21 protein-coding genes are annotated in these 22,246 nt (G+C 67.7%); 10 read left to right on the top strand and 11 right to left on the bottom strand.

All coding sequences use genetic code 11. From position 1 onward, the window contains the following. The first annotated feature begins 143 nt into the window (after positions 1–143). Both ERC79_RS22555 and ERC79_RS22550 read left to right on the top strand, forming a co-directional pair. A complete protein-coding gene (locus ERC79_RS22555; protein ID WP_131580556.1) occupies positions 144–914 on the top strand; it encodes an SDR family oxidoreductase in 771 nt (256 codons plus the stop codon). After that, a complete protein-coding gene (locus tag ERC79_RS22550; protein WP_242676691.1) occupies positions 854–2,041 on the top strand; it encodes a lycopene cyclase family protein in 1,188 nt (395 codons plus the stop codon). Before ERC79_RS22555 ends, ERC79_RS22550 begins: the two co-directional genes overlap by 61 nt. A gap of 1 nt (position 2,042) precedes the next feature. On the opposite strand, the gene ERC79_RS22545 is transcribed toward ERC79_RS22550, so the two are convergent. Further along, on the bottom strand, positions 2,043–3,041 hold the full coding sequence (locus tag ERC79_RS22545; protein ID WP_165497192.1) for an alkaline phosphatase family protein: 999 nt from the start codon (positions 3,039–3,041) through the stop codon (positions 2,043–2,045). Positions 3,042–3,236: 195 nt separating this feature from the next. Here ERC79_RS22545 and ERC79_RS22540 point away from each other — a divergent pair, with 195 nt between their 5' ends. Further along, on the top strand, positions 3,237–4,061 hold the full coding sequence (locus ERC79_RS22540) for a Ku protein (protein WP_131580555.1): 825 nt from the start codon (positions 3,237–3,239) through the stop codon (positions 4,059–4,061). A gap of 4 nt (positions 4,062–4,065) precedes the next feature. On the opposite strand, the gene ERC79_RS22535 is transcribed toward ERC79_RS22540, so the two are convergent. The 8 genes from ERC79_RS22535 to ERC79_RS22500 form a co-directional block, all read right to left on the bottom strand. Continuing rightward, positions 4,066–4,560 carry a DUF1990 domain-containing protein gene (locus tag ERC79_RS22535; protein ID WP_242676690.1) on the bottom strand — a complete coding sequence of 165 codons (495 nt, stop codon included), beginning with the start codon at positions 4,558–4,560 and terminating at the stop codon, positions 4,066–4,068. A 1-nt stretch (position 4,561) separates the two neighbouring features. Continuing rightward, positions 4,562–4,978 carry a metal-sulfur cluster assembly factor gene (locus ERC79_RS22530; RefSeq protein ID WP_131580554.1) on the bottom strand — a complete coding sequence of 139 codons (417 nt, stop codon included), beginning with the start codon at positions 4,976–4,978 and terminating at the stop codon, positions 4,562–4,564. Beyond that, the gene (gene sufU, locus ERC79_RS22525; RefSeq protein ID WP_131580553.1) at positions 4,975–5,496 is read right to left on the bottom strand and encodes a Fe-S cluster assembly sulfur transfer protein SufU; all 522 of its coding nucleotides are present in this window, start codon (positions 5,494–5,496) and stop codon (positions 4,975–4,977) included. The genes ERC79_RS22530 and sufU overlap by 4 nt, the downstream gene beginning before the upstream one ends. Positions 5,497–5,498: 2 nt before the next feature. After that, the gene (locus ERC79_RS22520) at positions 5,499–6,761 is read right to left on the bottom strand and encodes a cysteine desulfurase (RefSeq protein WP_131580552.1); all 1,263 of its coding nucleotides are present in this window, start codon (positions 6,759–6,761) and stop codon (positions 5,499–5,501) included. 6 nt (positions 6,762–6,767) lie between these two features. Next, a complete protein-coding gene (gene sufC / locus ERC79_RS22515; protein ID WP_131580551.1) occupies positions 6,768–7,592 on the bottom strand; it encodes a Fe-S cluster assembly ATPase SufC in 825 nt (274 codons plus the stop codon). A 54-nt stretch (positions 7,593–7,646) separates the two neighbouring features. Then, entirely contained in the window at positions 7,647–8,849 is a 1,203-nt protein-coding gene (sufD, locus tag ERC79_RS22510; protein WP_242676926.1) for a Fe-S cluster assembly protein SufD, read from the bottom strand. A gap of 104 nt (positions 8,850–8,953) precedes the next feature. Further along, complete coding sequence (sufB, locus tag ERC79_RS22505) at positions 8,954–10,399, bottom strand: Fe-S cluster assembly protein SufB (RefSeq protein ID WP_131580549.1); 1,446 nt, start codon at positions 10,397–10,399, stop codon at positions 8,954–8,956. 63 nt (positions 10,400–10,462) lie between these two features. Further along, entirely contained in the window at positions 10,463–11,155 is a 693-nt protein-coding gene (locus ERC79_RS22500) for a metalloregulator ArsR/SmtB family transcription factor (protein ID WP_131581487.1), read from the bottom strand. A 201-nt stretch (positions 11,156–11,356) separates the two neighbouring features. On the opposite strand from ERC79_RS22500, the gene mptB reads away from it, so the two are divergent. The 5 genes from mptB (at position 11,357) to ERC79_RS22475 (ending at position 17,447) form a co-directional block, all read left to right on the top strand. Beyond that, positions 11,357–13,060, top strand: a complete 1,704-nt coding sequence (gene mptB, locus ERC79_RS22495) for a polyprenol phosphomannose-dependent alpha 1,6 mannosyltransferase MptB (RefSeq protein ID WP_207390552.1) — start codon at positions 11,357–11,359, stop codon at positions 13,058–13,060. Between the two features lie 2 nt (positions 13,061–13,062). Next, positions 13,063–14,013 (top strand): ABC transporter ATP-binding protein, encoded by a 951-nt coding sequence (locus ERC79_RS22490; protein WP_242676925.1) that lies wholly within the window; start codon positions 13,063–13,065, stop codon positions 14,011–14,013. Continuing rightward, positions 14,010–14,807 carry an ABC transporter permease gene (locus ERC79_RS22485; RefSeq protein ID WP_131580547.1) on the top strand — a complete coding sequence of 266 codons (798 nt, stop codon included), beginning with the start codon at positions 14,010–14,012 and terminating at the stop codon, positions 14,805–14,807. Before ERC79_RS22490 ends, ERC79_RS22485 begins: the two co-directional genes overlap by 4 nt. Before the next feature lie 67 nt (positions 14,808–14,874). Further along, complete coding sequence (locus tag ERC79_RS22480) at positions 14,875–16,425, top strand: hypothetical protein (RefSeq protein ID WP_131580546.1); 1,551 nt, start codon at positions 14,875–14,877, stop codon at positions 16,423–16,425. Between the two features lie 47 nt (positions 16,426–16,472). Next, positions 16,473–17,447 carry a COX15/CtaA family protein gene (locus tag ERC79_RS22475; RefSeq protein ID WP_131580545.1) on the top strand — a complete coding sequence of 325 codons (975 nt, stop codon included), beginning with the start codon at positions 16,473–16,475 and terminating at the stop codon, positions 17,445–17,447. An 80-nt stretch (positions 17,448–17,527) separates the two neighbouring features. Here the strand turns inward: ERC79_RS22475 and ERC79_RS22470 are convergent, their stop codons facing one another. After that, the gene (locus tag ERC79_RS22470) at positions 17,528–17,881 is read right to left on the bottom strand and encodes a hypothetical protein (protein WP_131580544.1); all 354 of its coding nucleotides are present in this window, start codon (positions 17,879–17,881) and stop codon (positions 17,528–17,530) included. A gap of 83 nt (positions 17,882–17,964) precedes the next feature. Here ERC79_RS22470 and ERC79_RS22465 point away from each other — a divergent pair, with 83 nt between their 5' ends. Next, complete coding sequence (locus ERC79_RS22465) at positions 17,965–18,930, top strand: quinone oxidoreductase (protein WP_131580543.1); 966 nt, start codon at positions 17,965–17,967, stop codon at positions 18,928–18,930. 14 nt (positions 18,931–18,944) lie between these two features. Here the strand turns inward: ERC79_RS22465 and ERC79_RS22460 are convergent, their stop codons facing one another. Next, the gene (locus ERC79_RS22460) at positions 18,945–19,934 is read right to left on the bottom strand and encodes a heme o synthase (RefSeq protein WP_131580542.1); all 990 of its coding nucleotides are present in this window, start codon (positions 19,932–19,934) and stop codon (positions 18,945–18,947) included. A 204-nt stretch (positions 19,935–20,138) separates the two neighbouring features. On the opposite strand from ERC79_RS22460, the gene tkt reads away from it, so the two are divergent. Beyond that, positions 20,139–22,241 (top strand): transketolase, encoded by a 2,103-nt coding sequence (tkt, locus tag ERC79_RS22455; protein WP_131580541.1) that lies wholly within the window; start codon positions 20,139–20,141, stop codon positions 22,239–22,241. Positions 22,242–22,246 lie beyond the last annotated feature (5 nt).

Here is a 22,246-nt window from a genome sequence, read left to right as displayed (position 1 = left end):
CAACTGAAACGGGACGTCCCGGAACGCCAATCGGCGGCGCGGGAGTCATAGTGCCCACGAAAGAGCACAAGAACCACCCATTTTACCGTGAGACCGTGACGACGACACACGGCGGTAGCGTGACTCCGCTAACGTTCGCTTCCATGACCGTTGTCAACGACCTGCAGGGGCGCAGCGCGCTCGTCACCGGAGCCAGCCGCGGAATCGGCAAGGCCATCGCCGCCGAGTTCCTCGCGCGCGGCGCGAACATCGTCATCACCGCGCGCAAGCCGGAGCCGCTCGAGGAGGCCGCGACCGAACTGCGGGCTCTCGGGCACGGCGGCAAGGTGATCGCGATCGCCGGCAACTCCGGCGACGCCGCTGCCCGGACCGAAGCGGTGACGCGCACCGTCACCGAGCTCGGTTCGCTCGACATCCTGATCAACAACACCGGCATCAACCCCGTCTACGGCCCGCTGATGGACGCCGACCTCGATGCGGTCCGCAAGATCTTCGACGTCAACGTCGTTGCCGCCCTCGGCTACGTCCAGGAGGCGTACCGGGCCTGGATGGGCGAGCACGGCGGCGCGGTGGTCAACCTTGCCAGCGTCGCCGGGATCCGGTCGACCGGCGTGATCGCCGCCTACGGCGCGTCGAAGGCCGCGCTCATCCGGCTCACCGAGGAACTCGCCTGGCAGCTGGGCCCGAAGATCCGGGTGAACGCCGTCGCGCCGGGCGTCGTGAAGACCAAGTTCGCCGCCGCCCTGGTCGCTGCAGGTGAGGATCAGGCGGCGTCGGTGTATCCGATGAAGCGCCTCGGCACCCCGGAGGACGTCGCCGGGCTGGTCGGCTTCCTCGTCTCGGATGCGGCCGCGTGGATCACGGGAGAAACTGTGCGGGTGGACGGCGGGCTGCTGGCCACCGGTGGCCTCTGATCGCCACTCCCGCCGCTGACCTGGCCGTGGTCGGGCTCGGTCCCGCCGGCCGCGCGCTCGCACACCGGGCCGCAGCCGCTGGCCTGCGCACCGTGGGAGTCGATCCGCGGCCCGATCGCCCGTGGGCACCGACATATGCCGCGTGGGTCGACGAGCTGCCGTCGTGGCTGAGTCCCGGCGTCCTGCGCACCCGGGTCGCCCAACCGCGCGTGTGGGCCACCCAGCCACGGACACTCGACCGCGAATACGGCGTGCTCGACAACCCGGCCCTGCACCGAACGCTCGATCTCTCAGCCGTACAGACGGTGACCGGGACCGCCGCCGCTCTGGGTCGCGGCGTCGTCACATTGCGCGACGGCACCGAGATCCGTGCGGCGCGGGTGATCGACGCCCGCGGACTGCGCGCCGACCCGGCGCTCGCCGAGCAGACGGCATACGGGGTGGTCCTTCCGAGCGCGGTGGCCGCGCCCGCGATGGGCGGGGCCGAATGCTGGTTCATGGACTGGCGCCGCGACAACGGCACAAGTCCAGGCGATCCGCCGTCCTTCCTGTACGCGGTCCCCCTCGGGGGCGACAGCGTCCTGCTCGAGGAGACGTGCCTCGTCGGCCGCCCCGGCCTGCCACTCGACACGCTCCGCCGACGGCTCGATGTTCGCCTGCGTAACCGTGGTGTCGAGGTTGCCGCCGACGCCGACTTCAACGTCGAACGGGTCCGGTTCCCCGTTGAAGCGCCGCGGCTCAGAACGGCGGTGATGACCTTCGGCGCCCGAGCCGGGCTGATCCATCCGGGTACCGGCTACAGTGTCGCGGCGTCACTGCGCGCGGTCGACGACGTCGTCACCGCACTGACAGTCGGCGCAGACCCGGCAAAGGCTCTGTGGCCGTATCCAACCCGAGCGGTCCGATCGCTGCGCGAAATCGGGCTCCGGGCATTGCTGCACCTGAATCCCGCCTTCACCGCAGAGTTCTTCGACAGGTTCTTCGCCCTCCCGACCCACCGCCAGCGGGCCTACCTGTCCGGGCGCGAGCACCCCGCCGCTACGGCCGCAACGATGTGGGAACTGTTCCGCACGGCGCCGATGCCGATCCGCCGGACGCTGGCGGCTGCCAGCGTCCGGCGTTCGTGACTCAGGATCCGAGCGAGCCCGTCGGGATCCAGGACGGCAGCCAACCGAGCGAGCCGGTGGCAGGCGGTGCCGTCTTCGCGAGCGGGGCACCGTCGAGGTCCGCAGGCTGCGCGATCCCGAGGTTGTCGAGGACGGTCGGCGCAATGTCCGCGATCGTGTAATCGTTGTCGACAGCACCGGCCTTGTAGTCTGCACCGCGGGCGATCACGAAAGTCGTTGCCTCCTCGGCGCTCTGGCCACCATGGCCGCCGGTGGGCTTGTGACCGTGGTCGGAGGTGACGAGGATCGTCCACTTCTCGCCGGTGTCCTTCTGACGCTTGTCGACGGCGGCGACGATCTTGCCGACCTCGGCGTCGACGCGCTCGAGCGCCGGTGCGTACTGCGAACCAGCCGTACCCGAGGAGTGCCCGGCACCGTCGACCTGATCGAGCTGCGTGAACACGAACTCCGGCCCCTTGGTGGCGATCTCCGCGGCCACCGCGGTTGCGGTCGCCGCGTCGGTGGCCGCATCGCTTCCCGCGCCGGGGGTGGTGGTCACCACATCGGCCTTCGGGGTGCCCGAGTCGGCGATCGTGGCGATGCCGCCCCACGTCGAGATCGAGGCGGTGCGCATCGCCGGATTGGCCTGCTCGATCCGGGTGAAGGCGCTCGGGTACAGGTCGTAGCGCGCGCCCTTGTAGGTGTTGTCGACGACGCCGTGCTTGGTGTGCCACACGCCGGTGAGGATCGTCGACCACGACGGACCGGAAATCGTCGGATGCCCGAGGATCGACGACTGCCCACTGGTGCCCTCGGCGATCAGGCGGTGCAGGTTGGGGGTGTTGGAATTCTTGACGTAGTCGAGCATCGTGCCATCGAGTCCAATGACGACCGTCTTGGTAATCGACGGCGCGGGAGCCGCACTCGCGGTGCCCGCAGTGGTGGTCGCGACGCCCGCGGCGACAGCGCCGGCAGCGAGGAGGAGGGACAGGGCCTTGGGGGATGTGATGTTGTATGCCACACGAACCAGCCTGGATCGGACTAGACCAATTGTCGCGCTTTGTCGCAATTGTTGTCCCAACGTTCGGCCTGCATTCTCCGTAGGCGCCCTGCGGTCACCGAGCGGCCACCTCGTCGTCGACGAAATGTATCGAGATGGTGATGATCTTCTCGGCGGACCGGACACCGCCTCCCGATCTGGACGATAGTGGGGTGTATGCGATCAATCTGGAAGGGTTCCATCGCGTTCGGCCTGGTCAATGTGCCGGTCAAGGTGTACTCCGCGACCGAGGACCACGACATCCGCTTTCACCAGGTCCACGCCAAGGACGGCGGCCGGATCAAGTACAACCGTGTGTGCAGCGAGTGCGGCCAAACGGTGCAATTCGCCGATATCGACAAAGCTTACGACTCCGACGAGGGCGACCGCGTCATCCTCACCGACGAGGACTTCGACAAGCTTCCGGCGGCCGAGAAGCACGAGATCCCGGTCCTGCAGTTCGTCCCGACCGACCAGATCGACCCCATCCTGTTCGAGCGCAGCTACTACCTGGAACCGGATTCGGCGACCCCGAAGGCCTACGTGCTCCTGGCGAAGACACTCGCCGAGACCGACCGCACAGCGCTGGTCCACTTCACACTGCGACAGAAAACGCGCCTGGCGGCTCTGCGAGAACGCGGCGGCGTACTGGTGATTCAAACTCTGCTGTGGCCGGACGAGGTTCGGGCCGCCGAGTTCCCCTCCCTCGCGGACGCCGAGGACCCCAAGCCGAAGGAGCTGAAGATGGCCGGCACTCTCGTCGAGAGTATGGCCGAGGACTTCGATCCGACGGAGTTCACCGACGAGTACCAGCTCGAGCTCCGGCAACTCCTCGACGACGCGATCGCGAGCGGCGAGAAGGTCATTCCCGCCGCCGAACGTGCCGAAGTGGGCCAGGACGCGGAGGTCGTCGATTTGGTGGCAGCTCTGCAGCGCAGTCTCGAGGCCGCCGGCGAGGACAGCAAAGCAGAACCCGCCAAGAAGCGCCGGAAACGGGCCTGACGGCTCAGCGGGTGAACGCCTCCAAGTAGCGGTGGGTCATGCGGGCCTGAACCACGCGCGCCACCGGATCGCCGATCCGAGTGAACCACCGACCCGGCCGGGAGAACGCCGTGATCACCGCGGTGACGGTCCCGTCGGGCCCGCGTTCGACGCAGAACCGCTCCTCCCCCGACTCCGGATGCCCGGTCAGAGTCCCGTACGCGAAGCCGCGCCGGTCGGGCTCGTCGACGACGTAGACCACCCGGCACGGGATGGTGAACCCGATCCAGCGCAGCGCGACGCTCACTCCCGGTGCGGCCGACGGGGATTCCGCGTTGACGGCCAGGCCCGCCCCACGGTGGATGTCCCACCGCATCAACGCGTCGGACGCGGCGAGAAAGACATCCTCGCCGCGTCCGATGCGGATCGATTCACGCACATGCCGGTACCCCGCAGGCAGAATTCCAGCGGTGGCACCGACCTCGCGATAGGTCAGCGCCCGGGAATCCAGGGCCGACAAGCTAGACCGTGAAGCCGAGCGCGCGCAGCTGCTCGCGGCCGTCCTCGGTGATCTTGTCCGGGCCCCACGGCGGCATCCAGACCCAGTTGATCTTGAGTTCGCTGCACAGCCCACTGCTCACCAGAGCGCGACGGGACTGTTCCTCGATCACATCGGTCAGCGGGCACGCCGCCGACGTCAGCGTCATGTCGAGCGTGATGACATCCTCGTCGTCCACCGTGAAGCCGTAGACCAGCCCGAGGTCGACGACGTTGATGCCCAGCTCGGGGTCGACGACGTCGCGCATCGCTTCCTCGAGCTCGTCGAGACGCTCCGGATCGATGCCGGTGCCGTACTCGGGTGCCGGTTCCGTCGAGGCGGCCTGCGCCGATTCAGTCTGAACCGCCTCGGTCTGATTCTCGGCCTGGGTCTCGGTCATGATTTCCGTCCTCCGCTTCGAGCAAGCTCATCGGGTGTGCCGTCCACTGGGTCGATGTCGACTGATGTTCCGTCGACTATTCGAACAACGGCATCCTTGAAAGCCATCCATCCCAGCAACGCGCACTTCACGCGCGCCGGATACTTCGACACGCCGGCAAAGGCGATGCCGTCGCCGAGCACGTCCTCGTCGCCCTCGACGGTGCCGCGACTGCTCACCATCTCGCTGAACGCGTCCACGGTCTTCAATGCGGCGTCGAGTGGCATTCCGACGACCTGGTCGAACAGCACCGACGTCGATGCCTGGCTGATCGAACAGCCCTGCCCGTCATAGGAGATGTCCGCAACGACCGGGACGTCTCCCTCGCCGGGGGCCAACTGCACACGCAGCGTGATCTCGTCGCCGCACGTGGGGTTCACGTGGTGCACCTCGGCGCCGAACGGGTCGCGCAGCCCGCGGCCCAGCGGGTGCTTGTAGTGGTCCAGGATCACTTCCTGGTACATCTGCTCCAGACGCACGCTCAGGCTCCTCCGCCGACGCCGAAGAAGTCCTGTGCCCGCCGAATACCGGCGATCAGCGCATCGACCTCATCGAGGGTGTTGTACAGCGCAAACGAGGCCCGCGCGGTGGCCGCGATACCGAACCGCTGATGCATCGGCCACGCGCAGTGGTGTCCGACGCGCACGGCGACACCGTCGTCGTCGAGCACCTGCCCCAGATCGTGGGCGTGGATGCCGTCGACGAGGAACGCGATGGCCGAACCGCGGTCGATACCGTCGGTGGGTCCGACGATCCGCACGCCGTCGATACCAGCGAGCCCTTCGAGTGCCGCGGTGACGAGCAGGTGCTCGTGTGCGGCAACAGCATCCATACCGATGTTCTCGAGGTACTTCACGGCCGCACCGAGTCCGACCACCTGCGAGGTCATCGGCACACCGGCCTCGAACCGCTGCGGAGGGGGCGCGTACGTGCTGCCCTCCATCGTGACGGTCTCGATCATCGATCCGCCAGTGATGAACGGCGGCATCGACACCAGCAGCTCGCGCCGTCCGTACAGGACGCCGACGCCGGACGGGCCGAGCATCTTGTGACCTGAGAAGGCCGCGAAATCCACTCCGAGGGAATGGAAGTCGACGGTGATGTGCGGCACCGACTGGCATGCGTCGAGCACCGTTGTCGCGCCCACGGCCTGCGCCCGGCGGACCAGCTCAGCGACCGGCGAGATCGCTCCGGTGACGTTGGACTGATGGGTGAAGGCGACGATCTTGACCTTGTCGGTCAGCTCGAGCGAATCCAGATCGATCCGGCCGTCGTCCGTGATCCCGTACCACCGCAGCGTCGCACCCGTGCGGCGCGCAAGCTCCTGCCACGGAACGAGATTCGCGTGGTGCTCGAGCTCGGTGACGACGATCTCGTCCCCCGGGCCGACCACCTTGTCGAAGCGGTCGTCGCCGAACACATGCGCCACGAGATTGAGCGACTCGGTGGCATTCTTGGTGAACACCAGCTCGTCGGAATCGGCGCCGACGAATGATGCAATCGCAGCGCGGGCACCCTCGTATGCGTCGGTCGCTTCCTCCGCCAACTGGTGCGCGCCGCGGTGCACGGCCGCGTTACACGTGGTGAGAAACGCGCGCTCGGCGTCGAGCACCTGCACCGGACGCTGCGAGGTAGCGCCGGAATCCAAGTACACCAAGGGTTTTTCGTCACGCACGGTCCGTCCCAGAATCGGGAAGTCTTCCCGAATCCTGATGACGTCCAGCGCGGGCACCGTGGTGGTCATCTTCGACTATGCTCCTGCCGCGGATGCCACAGCCTGGGTGAACCGCACGTATCCGTTGGTCTCGAGCTCCTCGGCGAGCTCCGGGCCGCCCGATTCGACGATGCGGCCGTCGACGAACACGTGCACGAACTCGGGCTGGATGTACCGCAGGATTCGCGTGTAGTGCGTGATCAGCAGGATGCCGCCAGGAGTAGGCGTGTCGGAACCATTGTCCCAGCCGCGCTCCTTGTAACGGTTGACGCCCTCGGAGACGACGCGCAGCGCGTCGACGTCGAGGCCCGAGTCGGTCTCGTCGAGGATCGCGATCTTCGGCTTGAGCAGCCCCAGCTGCAGGATCTCGTGGCGCTTCTTCTCGCCGCCCGAGAACCCCTCGTTCACGCTCCGCTCGGCGAATGCGGGATCGATCTCGAGCTCGACCATCGCCTGCTTCGCCTCCTTGACCCAGTGGCGAAGCTTGGGGGCCTCGCCCCGGACCGCGGTAGCCGCGGTGCGCAGGAAGTTCGACATCGACACGCCCGGAACCTCGACCGGGTACTGCATCGCGAGAAAGAGACCGGCGCGGGCGCGCTCATCGACGCTCATCTCGAGGACGTTCTCACCGTCGAGGGTGATGGAACCGGAGGTCACCACGTACTTGGGGTGCCCGGCGATCGCGTACGACAGGGTGGACTTGCCAGAGCCGTTCGGGCCCATGATCGCATGTGTCTCACCCGAACGGATCGTGAGATTCACGCCCTTGAGGATGTTGATCGGCTCGGCGTTCTCGTCCGAGCTGGCGACGCTGACGTGCAGGTCCTTGATTTCGAGAACCGAGTTTTCAGGAGTAGACATTCGATTTCCTATGAGGGTATCGGCGAAGTTTCGATGGAAAGGCCGGGAACCGGGTCAGACGCCGACGGCGGCGAGTTCGGCCTCGACTGCGGCCTCGAGCCGCTCGCGCAGCTCGGGGACGGCGATGCGGTTGATGATCTCGTGGAAGAACCCACGCACGACCAACCGTCTCGCCTGATCCTCGGGAATACCCCGGGCCCGCAGGTAGAACAGCTGCTCGTCATCGAATCGTCCCGTAGCGCTGGCGTGCCCGGCACCGACGATCTCACCGGTCTCGATCTCGAGGTTCGGCACCGAGTCGGCGCGCGCACCATCGGTGAGCAGCAGGTTCCGGTTGAGCTCGAAGGTCTCGGTACCCTCCGCCTCCGCGCGGATCAGCACGTCGCCGATCCACACGGTGTGCGCCTCGGGCTTGCCGGAACGACCGGAGCCCGCGGAGTGAGCACCGAGCGCTGCCGGATCGCCCTGCAGCGCACCCTTGTACACGACGTGGGACTTGCAGTGCGGCTGTGAGTGGTCGACCAGCAGGCGCTGCTCGAAGTGCTGGCCGGCGTCGGCGAAGTACAGGCCGAGCATCTCCGCGTCGCCACCGGGGCCGGCGTACTTGACCGTCGGGGTGATGCGGACGAGGTCGCCGCCAAGGGTCACCGAGGTGTGCCGGAGTACCGCGTCACGGCCGAGTAGCGCGTGGTGCGCGGCGGCGTGTACGGCGTCGTCGGCCCAGTCCTGCACCGCGACGACAGTCAGAGAAGAACTGTCGCCGAGCACGAACTCGACGTTCTCCGCGTAGGTTCCGCTGCCCTTCTGATCGAGCACGATCGTCGCCTTGGCGAACTCCTCGAGCCTGATCTGCAGGTGCCCGAACGCCACCTTCCCCGCACCGGGACCGGTGACGACGATGTTGATCGGCTCCGCAATCTCGGTCTCACGGCCGACGGTCACGACGGTCGCCGTCTCGAACGACGTGTACGCCTGAGCGGCAACACGGTCGAACGGAACACCACCTTCGCCGAGGCGGGCGTCGTCGCGTCCCACGGTTTCGACGGTCGCGTCGCCGCCGGTGACCTCGACAGTCGCGGTACCCCGCAACGCTGCTGCAGCTGCGGTGCCGTCGTGTAGACCGCGTAGCCGGCGCAGCGGGGTGAACCGCCACGCCTCGTCACGGCCCGCGGGGACCTCGAACGCGTTCACGTCGAACGAGGTGAAGACCTCGCCCTTGTTGGTGGCAGGCACCGGCTGCGCGTTGGTGGCAGGCACCGCCTGCGCGTTGGTTGCGGGGACGACGTTCTCGCCGGCCGCCGCGCCCTGTACTCCCGCCACGGGGGTGCTAGGCACCACTTCTCTCGTCGCTTCGCTCGTCACTAGCCCACGGCCCCTTCCATCTGCAGTTCGATCAGGCGGTTGAGCTCGAGGGCGTACTCCATCGGCAGCTCCTTGGCGATGGGCTCGACGAACCCGCGCACCACCGTGGCCATGGCCTCGTCCTCGGTCAGCCCGCGGCTCATGAGGTAGAACAGCTGGTCGTCACTGACCTTCGACACCGTGGCCTCGTGACCCATCGTCACGTCGTCCTCGCGGACGTCGACGTACGGGTAGGTGTCCGAGCGGCTGATCTGGTCGACCAGCAGGGCGTCGCACTTGACGGTCGCCTTCGACCCGTACGCGCCCTTGTTCACCTGGACCAGGCCACGGTAGGACGCGCGACCGCCACCACGGGCGACCGACTTGCTCACGATGGTCGACGACGTGTGCGGCGCCAGGTGCAGCATCTTCGCACCGGTGTCCTGGTGCTGGCCCTCGCCGGCGAACGCGACGGAGAGAACCTCACCGCGCGCGTACTCGCCCATCATCCACACGGCCGGGTACTTCATCGTCACCTTGGAGCCGATGTTGCCGTCGATCCACTCCATCGATCCACCCGCGTCGACCTTGGTGCGCTTGGTCACGAGGTTGTAGACATTGTTGGACCAGTTCTGGATCGTCGTGTAGCGGCAGTGGCCGCCCTTCTTGACGATGATCTCGACGACAGCGGAGTGCAGCGAATCGGACTTGTAGATCGGCGCGGTGCAGCCCTCGACGTAGTGCACGGAGGCGCCCTCGTCGACAATGATCAGGGTCCGCTCGAACTGGCCCATGTTCTCGGTGTTGATCCGGAAGTAGGCCTGCAGCGGGATGTCGACCTTCACACCCGGCGGAACGTAGATGAACGAGCCGCCGGACCAGACGGCGGTGTTCAGCGCGGAGAACTTGTTGTCGCCGGCGGGGATGACCGAGCCGAAGTACTCCTTGAAGATCTCCGGGTGCTCACGCAGACCGGTGTCGGTGTCGAGGAAGATCACGCCCTGCGCCTCGAGATCCTCACGGATCGAGTGGTAGACGACCTCGGACTCGTACTGCGCCGCGACTCCGGCGACGAGGCGCTGCTTCTCTGCCTCCGGGATGCCGAGCCTGTCGTACGTGTTCTTGATGTCCTCGGGCAGGTCCTCCCAGCTCTCGGCCTGCTTCTCGCTCGAGCGCACGAAGTACTTGATGTTGTCGAAGTCGATGCCGTCGAGGTTCGAACCCCAGTGCGGCATCGGCTTCTTGTCGAAGGTCTTGAGCGCCTTGAGTCGGATGTCGAGCATCCACTCGGGCTCGTCCTTCTTCGCGGAGATGTCCCGCACGACGGCCTCGGACAGCCCTCGCTGCGCGCTGGCACCAGCGACGTCCGAGTCCGACCAGCCGTAGCCGTAATGGCCCAGCGAGGCGATCGTCTCGTCCTGAGTGAGGGGCGTCTCGGATGTCACCTGGTCTGATGTGACGGTCATGCGAGCTCCTTCCGGAGTCTTGTTACGTACCGATGTGAGCTGGGCACCGGCGGGGAGTACTTCTTACTTGCTTCGGGGTAATGCGAGCGGAACGTGGGTGGTACAGGCGCAGTCACCGTTGGCGATGGTCGCCAAGCGCTGTACGTGGGTGCCGAGCAATTCGGCGAACGCCGACCGCTCCGCTTCGCACAGTTCCGGAAACTCCTCGGCGACGTGCGACACCGGGCAGTGGTGCTGGCAGATCTGCACCCCGTTGCCGACCGGACGAATCGAGGCCGCGAAGCCCGCAGAGGTGAATGCCTCGGCGATCTCCTCCGCGGTCGACTCCACTTCCTCCGGACTGTCCTCGGTCACCGGGGTGACGTCACCGACGATCGACTGCACCCGGCGGCGGGCGAAATCCTCGATCGCCGCGTCTCCGCCGATCTCCCGCAGCTGCCTCATCGCAGCACCGGCCAGGTCGTCGTAGGTGTGACCGAGCTTGCCGCGGCCGGCCGCCGTTATCTGGAACAGCTTCGCGGGACGGCCACGACCCCGCTGCCGCCAGCTGGCGGCACTCGCGGCCCGCGCCTCACCCGCGTCGATGAGCACGTCGAGATGCCGACGGACTCCCGCCGCGCTCAGACCCAGCCGGGCACCGATATCCGATGCCGAGATCGGCCCTTCCTCGAGCAGTAACTGCACAACGGCTGCCCGGGTTTGCCCCTCCTGCGGGCCGGCTGCACCCGCAGCAGGCACCCCCGCGGAGGAGGGCACAGCCACGTGGCCTGCACCTTCTCCGTTCGCGCGTCGCACCCCTGCCGATTTCACAACACCAGTGTGACGGAATTACGCGCGCTGGTCTACGAAGGGTGCCCTGTGTAACAGGCAGCACTCGAGTCCCGGGCAATCGCGCGATCAACCCCGAGCGGACCGGCCTCCTCGCCCCGCTACGCTGCCCTTGTGCCGCAGACCAACATGGATCACGAGTCGGACGCCCCGGCCCGATCCCGAGTCCGGCAGGCGACGACGTTCGCCAAGCGCGCCCTCGGGATCGATGCGCGCTCACCGCACCCATCGGTAGCGGAGACGCTGCACGGCGACGAGACCGAGGCCCCCGCCCTCAATGCGCGCGAGGTCCGGCAATTGCACGGAATCCGCCTGTTCGGCGCGACCGGTGCGGTCCTGATGGCGGTCGGCGCGCTCGGGGCCGGAGCCCAGCCGGTACTGCAGAATCCCGTTCAGGGACTGCGACTCCTGGGGCTGCCAGCCCGCACAGGAAGCTCGACACTGACCATGGCCATGACGGGCACCGTGATGGTCGTGCTGGCCTGGCTCCTGCTGGGCAGATTCGCGGTCGGCAGCATGCGCGGCGGGCGGGCCCCCCGGCAGTTGAGCCGGTCGCAGCTCGACCGCACCCTGCTGCTGTGGGTGATTCCACTCACACTCGCGCCACCGATGTTCAGCCGCGACGTCTACTCCTATCTTGCGCAGAGCGAGATCGCCGCCCGCGGACTCGATCCGTACGCGATCGGGCCGGCCGATGCCCTCGGCGTAGATCATGTCCTGACCAGGACCGTTCCGACGATCTGGCGTGGCACGCCGGCGCCGTACGGACCGCTGTTCCTGTGGATGGGCAAGGGCATCACGTGGCTCACCGGCGAGAACATCGTGGCCGGCATCTTCCTGCACCGACTGCTCGCGCTGGCCGGCGTCGCCTTGATCGTGTGGGCGCTGCCGCGCCTGGCCCGGCGCTGCGGCGTGTCGAGCGTCAGCGCGTTGTGGCTCGGCGCCGCCAATCCCCTCGTGTTGTTCCATCTGGTGGCCGGCATCCACAACGAGGCCCTCATGTTGGGCCTGATGTTGGCCGGTGTCGAGCTCGCGCTGCGGGCCGTGGAGAGTACTCAGCCGATTCGCGGGCGGATCCTGCTACTGCTTGTCGCCGGTGCCGCACTGATCGCGTTGTCGTCGACGATCAAGATCCCGTCGCTGCTCGCGCTCGGATTCGTCGGGATGGCCCTCGCGCGCAGATGGGGGGCGAATCTCAAGGCGCTGGTGTCCGCGGCACTGCTACTGGGCGCGGTCACCGTGGTGGTGACCATTTTCGTGAGCGGGGCCAGTGGCCTCGGTATGGGCTGGACCCAGACACTCAGCACCGCGACGGAGGTGCGCAGTTGGATGTCGATTCCGACCCTGCTGGGGCTCGGCACCGGACTGGCCGGTGTCCTCCTCGGTCTGGGGGATCACACCACCGCCGTGTTGAGCCTCACCCGACCGATCGCGTCGATCGTCGCTGCCTTCGTCGCGATAAGGATGCTCATCGCGGTCCTGGTCGGCCGAATCCACCCGGTCGGCGGACTCGGCGTCTCTCTCGGCGCAATCGTGCTGCTGTTCCCCGTCGTGCAGCCGTGGTACCTGTTGTGGGCCGTCATTCCGCTGGCGGCGTGGGCAACTCGGCCGGTATTCCGCCTCCCTGCCATTGCCTTCTCGTCGGTGGTGTGCGTCATCCTCATGCCCAACGGCGCCGAATACGAGCCGTTCATGATCGTCCAGGCCGCAATCGCGACCGTGGTCGTCAGCATTCTCCTCATCTTCCTGACGCGGAACCGCCTGCCGTGGCGTCGCCAGCCCGGGGCGCCGGTCCGAGCGGATCCGCCCGGGGCTTACGCTGATTCCCCGTGACCGTGAGAGCGTCGAGAGCGACGTTGAAGAAGGGCGAACCAGCCGTCCGCCTCGAGGGGGTCGTCAAGTCGTTCGGCGACGTCCGCGCTGTCGACGGACTCGATCTCACTCTCGAATCCGCGCAGGTACTGGCCCTGCTGGGCCCGAATGGCGCGGGTAAGACCACCACCGTGGAGATGTGCGAGGGCTTCGCCTCCCCCGATGCTGGATCGGTGCGCGTCCTGGGTCTCGATCCCATCGCCGACTCGGCGTCCCTCCGCCCGCGGATCGGCGTCATGCTGCAGGGCGGCGGCGCGTACCCGGGCTCCAAGGCAGGGGAAATGCTCGACCTCGTCGCGTCCTACTCCGCGGATCCGCTCGAGCCCGAGTGGCTCCTGCGCTGCCTCGGACTGCAGGATGCGCGGCGGACGCCGTACCGGCGGCTCTCGGGTGGGCAGCAGCAACGTCTGGCACTCGCATGCGCTTTGGTTGGACGCCCCGAGTTGGTGTTCCTCGACGAGCCGACCGCCGGACTGGACGCGCAAGCCCGGCTCCTGGTGTGGGAACTGATCGACGCCCTGCGACGGGACGGCGTCAGCGTCCTGCTGACCACACACATGATGGACGAGGCCGAAGAGTTGGCTGACGAGCTCGTCATCATCGACCATGGACAGATCGTGGCGTCAGGCACGCCGTCCGAGGTCACCCGCACCGGCGCCGAGGGACAATTGAGTCTGGTTGCGCCTCCGGGCCTCGACCAGGCGCCACTGCGCGCCGCACTACCCGCGGACTTCCAGGTGCGCGAGCGCACGCCCGGAAATTATGTCGTCCGCGGCAACATCGACCCGCACGTCGTCGCGGCGGTCACGTCGTGGTGCGCCGGACTGGATGCGCTGGCCACGGAGATCCGGGTGGACCAGCGCCGCCTCGAGGACGTGTTCCTCGAGCTCACCGGACGGGACCTGAGGGGATGAGCGTGACGCACCACGAGCGGCTGGCCGACAATCGATTCGCCGAGGGCACGTTCGCGCCGCGCCCCCAGGCGGCGGCGCCCGCACGGATGCTCGCCGCGCAGACGCGCCTCGAGCTGAAGCTGCTGCTCCGCAACGGCGAGCAGTTACTCATCACGATGTTCATCCCGATCACCCTGCTCATCGGACTCACACTGCTTCCGATCGGGAACCTCGGCGACGACCGCGTCGACACGATCGTCCCCGCGGTGATGATGGTCGCGATCATGTCGACGGCGTTCACCGGGCAGGCGATCGCCGTCGGCTTCGACCGGCGTTACGGCGCGCTGAAGCGGCTCGGTGCCACACCCCTGCCGCGGTGGGGCATCATCGCCGGTAAGAGCGCGGCGGTGGTGATCGTCGTCGCGATGCAGTCGGTTCTGCTCGGCGCGATCGGCTTCGCTCTCGGCTGGCGCCCGAGTGCGCTGGGACTGGTCCTCGGCGCGGTCGTCATCGCGCTCGGGACCGTCACGTTCGCGGCCATGGGCCTGCTGCTCGGCGGCACGCTGCGCGCCGAGATCGTGCTCGCGCTGGCCAACATCCTGTGGTTCGCGATGGCCGGTATCGGTAGCGTGATCTTCGCTGAGCAGATCAACGACGGAGTGCGGATCGGAGCACAACTGATCCCCTCCGGAGCACTGGCGCAGGCACTCGAGGACGCCACCACGGGCAGCATCAACGTGATGTGTGTAACGGTGTTGGCGGTGTGGGCCCTGGTGTCCGGTTTCGTCGCAACCAAGGCTTTCAAGTTCACCTGACGGGAACATCCGTTCATCACGCTCATGCTGGGCGAATCGCTCACGCGACCGACCGCCCGGTATCACAATGACCTATGTGGCCTCCCTCATCGCCGGTTTCCGACGCAGCTCGATCGCCGCGTGCGGCGCACTCGCCCTGATCCTCGCCCCGATGACGGCGGACGCGACCCCGATGTGGGGCCCTCTCGCCCCCGCGAACCCGCAGCTGGGTCCGCGGGGGACATCGACGATGCACGGCGACGCCGGTTCGTCCGACGCAACCGCGCTGGCGGGTCCGGGCACGGGCGCCGTCTCGGTCGCGCAGTACCCACTCGCGTCGGCATGCCCCACCCTGCTACAGGGTTCCGACGGCCTGGTGGTCGCGCTGTGCACGACGATGCTCGGCCAGGTTCCCACCGTGAATCTCATCGATCCGGACAGGTCCGCCTTCCCCGTCGGGGTACCGCTCGCCGAGCTGCAGCTCACCAAGGGCAGCCTGCTCGGCGGCGTATACGCGTACCTGGATTCGGCCGACCGACTCGTAGTGATCGACGGCAGCCGGCACCTGTTGCGGATCGGCCATGCGCAGGCCCCGGACGGAAAGTGGACGCTTGCAGTCGAGTCGAGCGCCGATCTGACGTCGGCGATCCCGACCGATGACAACGTCACCGGTATCGCCCCCGACTGGAACGGCAACGTGTGGTTCGCGACCGGCGCGGGCCTCGTCGGAACCGTCGATACCGATGGGGTGACCCGCACAGTGCAACTAGGTACCGGCGAGCAGGTGCACAACAGCATCTCGACCTCCCCGACCGCCACCGCGGTCGCGACGACGCATGCCACCTACCAGCTGAGCGCCGGGCCCTCGGCCCAGCCGCAGATCGACTGGCGGCAGGAGTACGACCGAGGATCGGCCCGCAAACCCGGGCAGTTGAGCTGGGGCACCGGCTCGACGCCGACCTATTTCGGTCCCGTCACCGGCTCCGAGTACTTGACCATCGTCGACAACGCGGACGGCCAGGTGAACCTGCTGGTGTACCGTTCCGCCACCGGCGACGAGGTGTGCAGCGAGCCCGTTCTGCCTCCGGGAGACGGGGGCAGCAGCGGTGCCAACGGCAGCTCCGGGAGCGATTCCGGCAGCGCGACCGGGAGCACCGGCAGCGGAAGCGGCAGTGAGAACTCCCCCATCGGTATCGGGCGCTCGGTGTTCGTCGCGAGCACGTACGGTTACCCGTACCCGACTGTCCCGGCCGGTGCCGGCGCGGCGGTTCCGGCGTCGGCACCGTTCCGCGGCGGCATGTCCCGCGTGGACGTCGACGCCGATGGTTCCGGCTGCACCACGGTGTGGCAGAACCAAGTGCGTAGCTCCGCCGTACCGCACCTGTCGACCGCCGACGGGAACATCTACACCATGGTCCGGCTGGGTCTGGACACCACGACGCCCCTGGATGGATTTGCGTACGCCGTGATCGACCCGGACACCGGCGCAGTGCGGACTACCCGGACGATCACCGGCACCCTTCTCGGCGACACACTGCAGATGTCCGCACTGATCACCGCCGACGGCCGGTACATGCAGGGCACGATTGCGGGCATCGCCTCGGTCAGCCCCGCAGGAAGCGACTCGTCAGGCTCTTAGCCTGGGCCAACGACACCGCGTAGTTGACCGACCTCTACCATCGGAGCGTGCTGTATCTCAGGTTTCTGAGCCTTGTCGACCGTCTGCCGCTTCCCTCGCTGTCCGTGCAGCGGGTCATCGCGTTCGTGGTGATCCTCACGCAGGGCGGCATCGCGGTGACGGGAGCCGTCGTCCGTGTCACCGCCTCCGGACTCGGTTGCCCCACATGGCCTCAGTGCTTCCCCGGCTCGCTGGTTCCGGTCGGCGTATCGAGCAACGTGCAGACGATCCACCAGGTCGTCGAGTTCGGCAACCGCCTGCTGACGTTCGTCGTCGTGATCGCCGCGGCAGCCATCGTGCTCGCAGTGACGCGAGCGCGTCGCCGCACCGAGGTCATCGGCTATGCCTGGCTCATGCCGGCCGGCACCGTTCTGCAGGCCGGGATCGGCGGCATCACCGTCCTCGCCGGGCTGGCGTGGTGGACCGTCGCGATCCACCTGCTGGCGTCGATGCTGATGGTGTGGCTCGCCGTGCTGTTGTTCGCCAAGGTCGGCGAGCCGGACGACGGCACCGTCGTGCAGAGCGTTCCGCAGCCGCTGCGCTGGCTGACCGTGCTCTCGGCGGTCGCGCTGGGCGGCGTCCTCGTTGCCGGCACGCTGGTGACGGGTGCGGGCCCGCACGCGGGCGACAAGAGCATCGACAGACCCGTTCCGCGCCTCGACATCGACGTCACCACGCTGGTGCACCTGCATGCCGAGATGCTCGTCGGCTATCTGGCCCTACTCGTCGGACTCGCTTTCGGTCTCTACGCGGTCGCCGCCTCCGATGCCGTGAAGAAACGGTTGTTCGTCCTGATCGGTCTCGTGCTCGCACAGTCGCTCGTGGGCATCGTCCAGTACTTCACCGACGTACCCGCCGCGCTGGTCGTGGTGCATGTCGCGGGTGCCGGTGTGTGCACCGCCGCTACGGCCGCCGTGTGGGCCGCCGGACGGGCCCGGGAACACGTCGCGCTGCCCGAGAAGGTCCGCATCCGGCACCCCTGATCACAACACCGTTCGACGACGGCTCAGGCCGGTGAGGTGCGCACCTCACCGGCCTGAGCCGTTGTTTTGCCGAGTTCGAGTCAGCGCTCGCTGCGGGCCTTCGGGAAGCGGGTCTGGTGTGCGACCCAACCGGCCATCTTCTGAAAGTGACCCTGACGCGGGGTGACCACGCTGGTGAGCGCGCGGTCCCAGTCCGACACCGTGATCTCGTCGAACGAGGCCACGACGGCGTTCGCGATCGCAACGGTGTCGACCACCTGGTCGCCGAGGATGCCGTCCGCCCCGACGAGGGTGATGCGTACGCCGGCGCGGCCGACGGGCTGGATCACTGCACTCGCGGAACCGCCGTGCTCGGAGAGGAACTTCCGGATCGCCGCGACCGTGCCCGAGGGCAGGACCGGAGCCGCAGCGGTGCTCTGGGTATCGGTGCTCATGGAGTCAGACTACTCGGCGGTAGCTCGACTACGGTCACGACCGTCCGCTGCCCGCCCACATCGCCCCGTGTAGAACGGAGGCTATGCGCGCAATTGTGGTGTCCCAGTTCGGCGGTCCCGAGGTTCTCGTCCCGGCGGAGGTTCCGGATCCGGAGATCAACGCCGGTGACCTGCTGGTTGCCACCGATGCGATCGGCATCAACTACCTCGACACCTACTTCCGCACCGGGATCTACGCGCGTGATCTGCCGTATGTTCCCGGCGACGAGGGTTCCGGTGTCGTGATCGCCGTGGGCGACGATGTCACCGAATTCACTGTCGGCGACCGGGTCGCATGGGCGATCGCGCCGGGCAGCTATGCGGAGAAGGTTGCCGTGCCGGCGGCAGTGGCCGTCGCGGTCCCCCACGGGGTCCCGCCGGAACAGGCCGCTTCCGCGCTGCTACAGGGCATGACTGCGCACTATCTCATCGAGTCGGCGTATTCCGCGCAGCCGGGCGAAACCGTGCTGCTCCACGCCGGGGCCGGCGGCGTCGGGCTGCTGCTGACACAGATGGCGGCGGCGAAGGGCGTCCGGGTGATCACCACCGTGTCCTCCGCCGAGAAGGAAGCTCTCTCCCGAGCGGCCGGGGCGTGGCAGGTGCTGCGCTACGGCGCCGATCTGGCCGATCGGGTGCGCGACCTCACCGGCGGCGAGGGCGTAGCGGCGGTGTACGACGGCGTCGGCGCCGACACGTTCGAGGCGAGCCTGCGCTCGCTGCGAATCCGCGGGACGCTCGTGCTGTTCGGTGCTGCCAGCGGGCCGGTCCCGCCCTTCGATCCGCAGCGCCTGAACGCCGGTGGGTCGCTGTACATCACCCGTCCGACGCTCGCGCACTACACGCGCGACCGCGCGGAGCTCACGTGGCGGGCGGGCGCTGTCCTGAACTCGATCGCCGCGGGAACGCTGAACCTGCGGATCGGGGCCACCTACCCGCTCGCCGACGCCGCCCAGGCGCACCGAGACCTCGAGGGCCGCAAGACAACCGGCTCGATCGTGCTGATGCCGTAAGGGAGCTGCGCCTGTCAGAAGAGCTGCGCGACCGTCTGCCAGCCCAGGACGGAGTCGACTGCCAGACCGCAACACACGATCGCGAGATAGTTGTTGGACTGCAGGAACAGCTTGAGCGGCTTGATCGGCGTGCCGCCCCGCACACTGTTGTAGAGCTGGTGCGCCACGAACAGGAACCAGGCACCGGCCAGGAGTGTGACGACCGCATAGATCCACCCGGCCGCCGGCACCAGCGCAAGAGACGCGACGACGGTGGCCCACGTGTAGATCACGATCTGCTTGGTGACGTGCTCCTCGGAGGCAATGACCGGCAGCATCGGTACACCGGCGGCCTTGTAGTCCTCCTTGTAACGCATGCCGAGCGCCCACGTGTGCGGCGGCGTCCAGAAGAAGATGATGAGAAAGAGGACGAGCGGCTCCCAGCTGAGCGAGCCGGTCACGGCGGCCCAGCCGACCATCACAGGCATGCAACCCGCGGCACCACCCCAGATGACGTTCTGCCAAGTCCGCCGCTTGAGCACCATCGTGTAGACGAGGACGTAGAACGCGATCGTCAGAACCACGAGGAATCCGGCGAGCAGGTTGGCCGCCCACCACAACCACACGAACGACGCAATACCGAGCGTGATGCCGAACACGAATGCGTGCGATGTCGGCACCGCCTGGCGGGCCAGCGGGCGCAGCGCCGTGCGCTTCATCACCTTGTCGATGTCGGCATCGACGACGCAGTTGAGCGCGTTGGCGCTCGCGGCGCCCATCCAGCCGCCGAACAGCGTGCTCAGGATGAGCACGAGATCGATGTGGCCGCGGTCCGCGAGCAGCATCGCCGGGATGGTCGCAACCAACAGCAGTTCGATGACGCGCGGCTTGGTGAGCGCGATGTACGCCAGAACCGTGGACGAGATCCGGCCCCACACCGTGCCGGCATGCCGCGCAGACGCGGAGTCGGATGCAGGGTCGGGGCTACCGAAGCCGTGTCCGCTCGGCCGATGCCCTGTACGCACACTGTCTCCTTGCCCCACGCGACTACACACTCACTAGCGACTGCACTACTACAAACGATGGTAGACGGCGACTACCCATGAACCGAATCGACCCGAATGAGGCGGCGCACTAGGCTGGAGGCGCTCAAGAGGTCCGGCGACGCCCACTGCACCCTCCGGATACCCTCCGGCTCGACGTACAACCATGTCAGGAGACATCTGCCCGTGTCGATCACAGACGAGATCCGCGTCCTCACGCAACCGGTCCACCCCTCGGACTGGACCGAACTGGACACCAAGGCCGTCGACACCGCCCGCGTTCTTGCCGCGGATGCCGTCCAGAAGGTCGGCAACGGCCACCCGGGCACCGCGATGAGCCTGGCGCCGCTCGCCTACACCTTGTTCCAGCGCGTGCTGCGACACGATCCGAAGAACGCCGAATGGACCGGCCGCGACCGGTTCGTGCTGTCGTGCGGACACAGCAGCCTGACGCTGTACACCCAGCTGTACCTGTCGGGTTACGGACTCGAGCTCGCCGACCTGGAAGCACTGCGCACGTGGGGCGCGCTCACCCCGGGCCACCCCGAGTACGGCCATACCGTCGGCGTCGAAATGACCACCGGTCCGCTCGGTCAGGGCCTGGCCTCTGCCGTCGGAATGGCGATGGCCGCCCGTCGTGAGCGCGGTCTGTTCGATCCGGACGCCCCCGCCGGCGCGAGCCCGTTCGACCACTACATCTACGTGATCGCGTCGGACGGTGACATCGAGGAGGGTGTGACCTCCGAGGCGTCGTCGATCGCGGGCGTCCAGGAACTGGGCAACCTCATCGTCTTCTACGACGACAACAAGATCTCGATCGAGCACGACACCGCGATCGCCCTCGGTGAGGACGTCGCCAAGCGCTACGAGGCGTACGGCTGGCACGTACAGACCGTCGAGGGCGGCGAGAATGTCTCCGCGATCCTCGACGCCGTCGCCGCCGCGAAGGCCGTCACCGACAAGCCGTCGATCATCCTGCTGCGCACGATCATCGGCTACCCGGCCCCGACGATGATGAACACCGGCGACGTGCACGGCGCCGCCCTCGGCCCCGAGGAAGTTGCGGGCGTCAAGCGCGCTCTGGGCTTCGACCCGGAAAAGAGCTTCGACGTCGATCCGGCTGCCCTCGCCCACGCCCGTCAGGTCGTCGACCGTGGTGCCGCCGCGCATTCGCAGTGGCAGGCCGACTTCGACGCGTGGGCCGCGCGCGAGCCCGAGCGCAAGGCACTGTTCGACCGCCTGCACGCCGGAGAGTTCCCCGAGGGCTGGACGGACAATCTGCCGACGTGGGACGCCGACGCCAAGGGGGTCGCCACCCGCAAGGCGTCGGGCAAGACGCTCAACGCTCTGGGCCCGATCCTGCCGGAGCTGTGGGGCGGCTCCGCCGACCTCGCCGGCAGCAACAACACCACGATCGACGGATCCGACTCGTTCGGCCCCACGTCCATCTCCACCAAGGACTGGAACGCTCAGCCCTACGGCCGGACGCTGCACTTCGGTATCCGTGAGCACGCAATGGGCTCGATCCTCAACGGCATCGTGCTGCACGGACCGACCCGCGCGTACGGCGGCACCTTCCTCGTCTTCAGCGACTACATGCGCCCGGCCGTGCGCCTGGCGGCACTGATGCAGACCCCCGCGCTGTACGTGTGGACCCACGACTCCATCGGCCTCGGCGAGGACGGCCCGACGCACCAGCCGATCGAGCACCTCGCCTCGTTGCGCGCGATCCCGAACATGTCGGTCATCCGCCCCGGCGACGCCAACGAGACCGCCCAGGCGTGGAGGGCCGCGCTCGAGCACAAGACCGGCCCCACTGCGCTGGCGCTCACCCGTCAGGACATCCCGGTTCTCGACGGCACCAAGGAGAAGGCTGCCAAGGGCGTCAAGCTCGGCGCCTACGTCCTGGCCGAGGCGTCCACCGGCACCCCCGAGGTGATCCTGCTCGGCACCGGTTCGGAGCTGCAGTTGGCCGTCGCCGCCCGTGAGGTGCTCGAGACCGACGGCGTCGCCACCCGCGTCGTGTCGGTGCCCTGTCTCGACTGGTTCGAGCAGCAGGACCAGGCGTACCGCGACGAGGTGCTCCCACCCGCGGTGCGTGCCCGCGTCAGCGTCGAGGCCGGTATCGCGATGCCGTGGCACAAGATCATCGGCAGCGACGGCGAGGCTGTCTCGATCGAGCACTACGGCGCCTCCGCCGACCACAAGACGCTGTTCCGCGAGTTCGGCTTCACCACCGAAGCGGTCACCGATGCCGCACGTCGCGTCCTTGCACGTGTGAAGGGATGATTCAC

This window comes from Rhodococcus sp. ABRD24, from assembly GCF_004328705.1.
Taxonomy (GTDB): domain Bacteria; phylum Actinomycetota; class Actinomycetes; order Mycobacteriales; family Mycobacteriaceae; genus Prescottella.
Note: the sequence above shows the minus strand (reverse complement) of the source record. Positions and strands in the feature narration are given on the sequence as shown.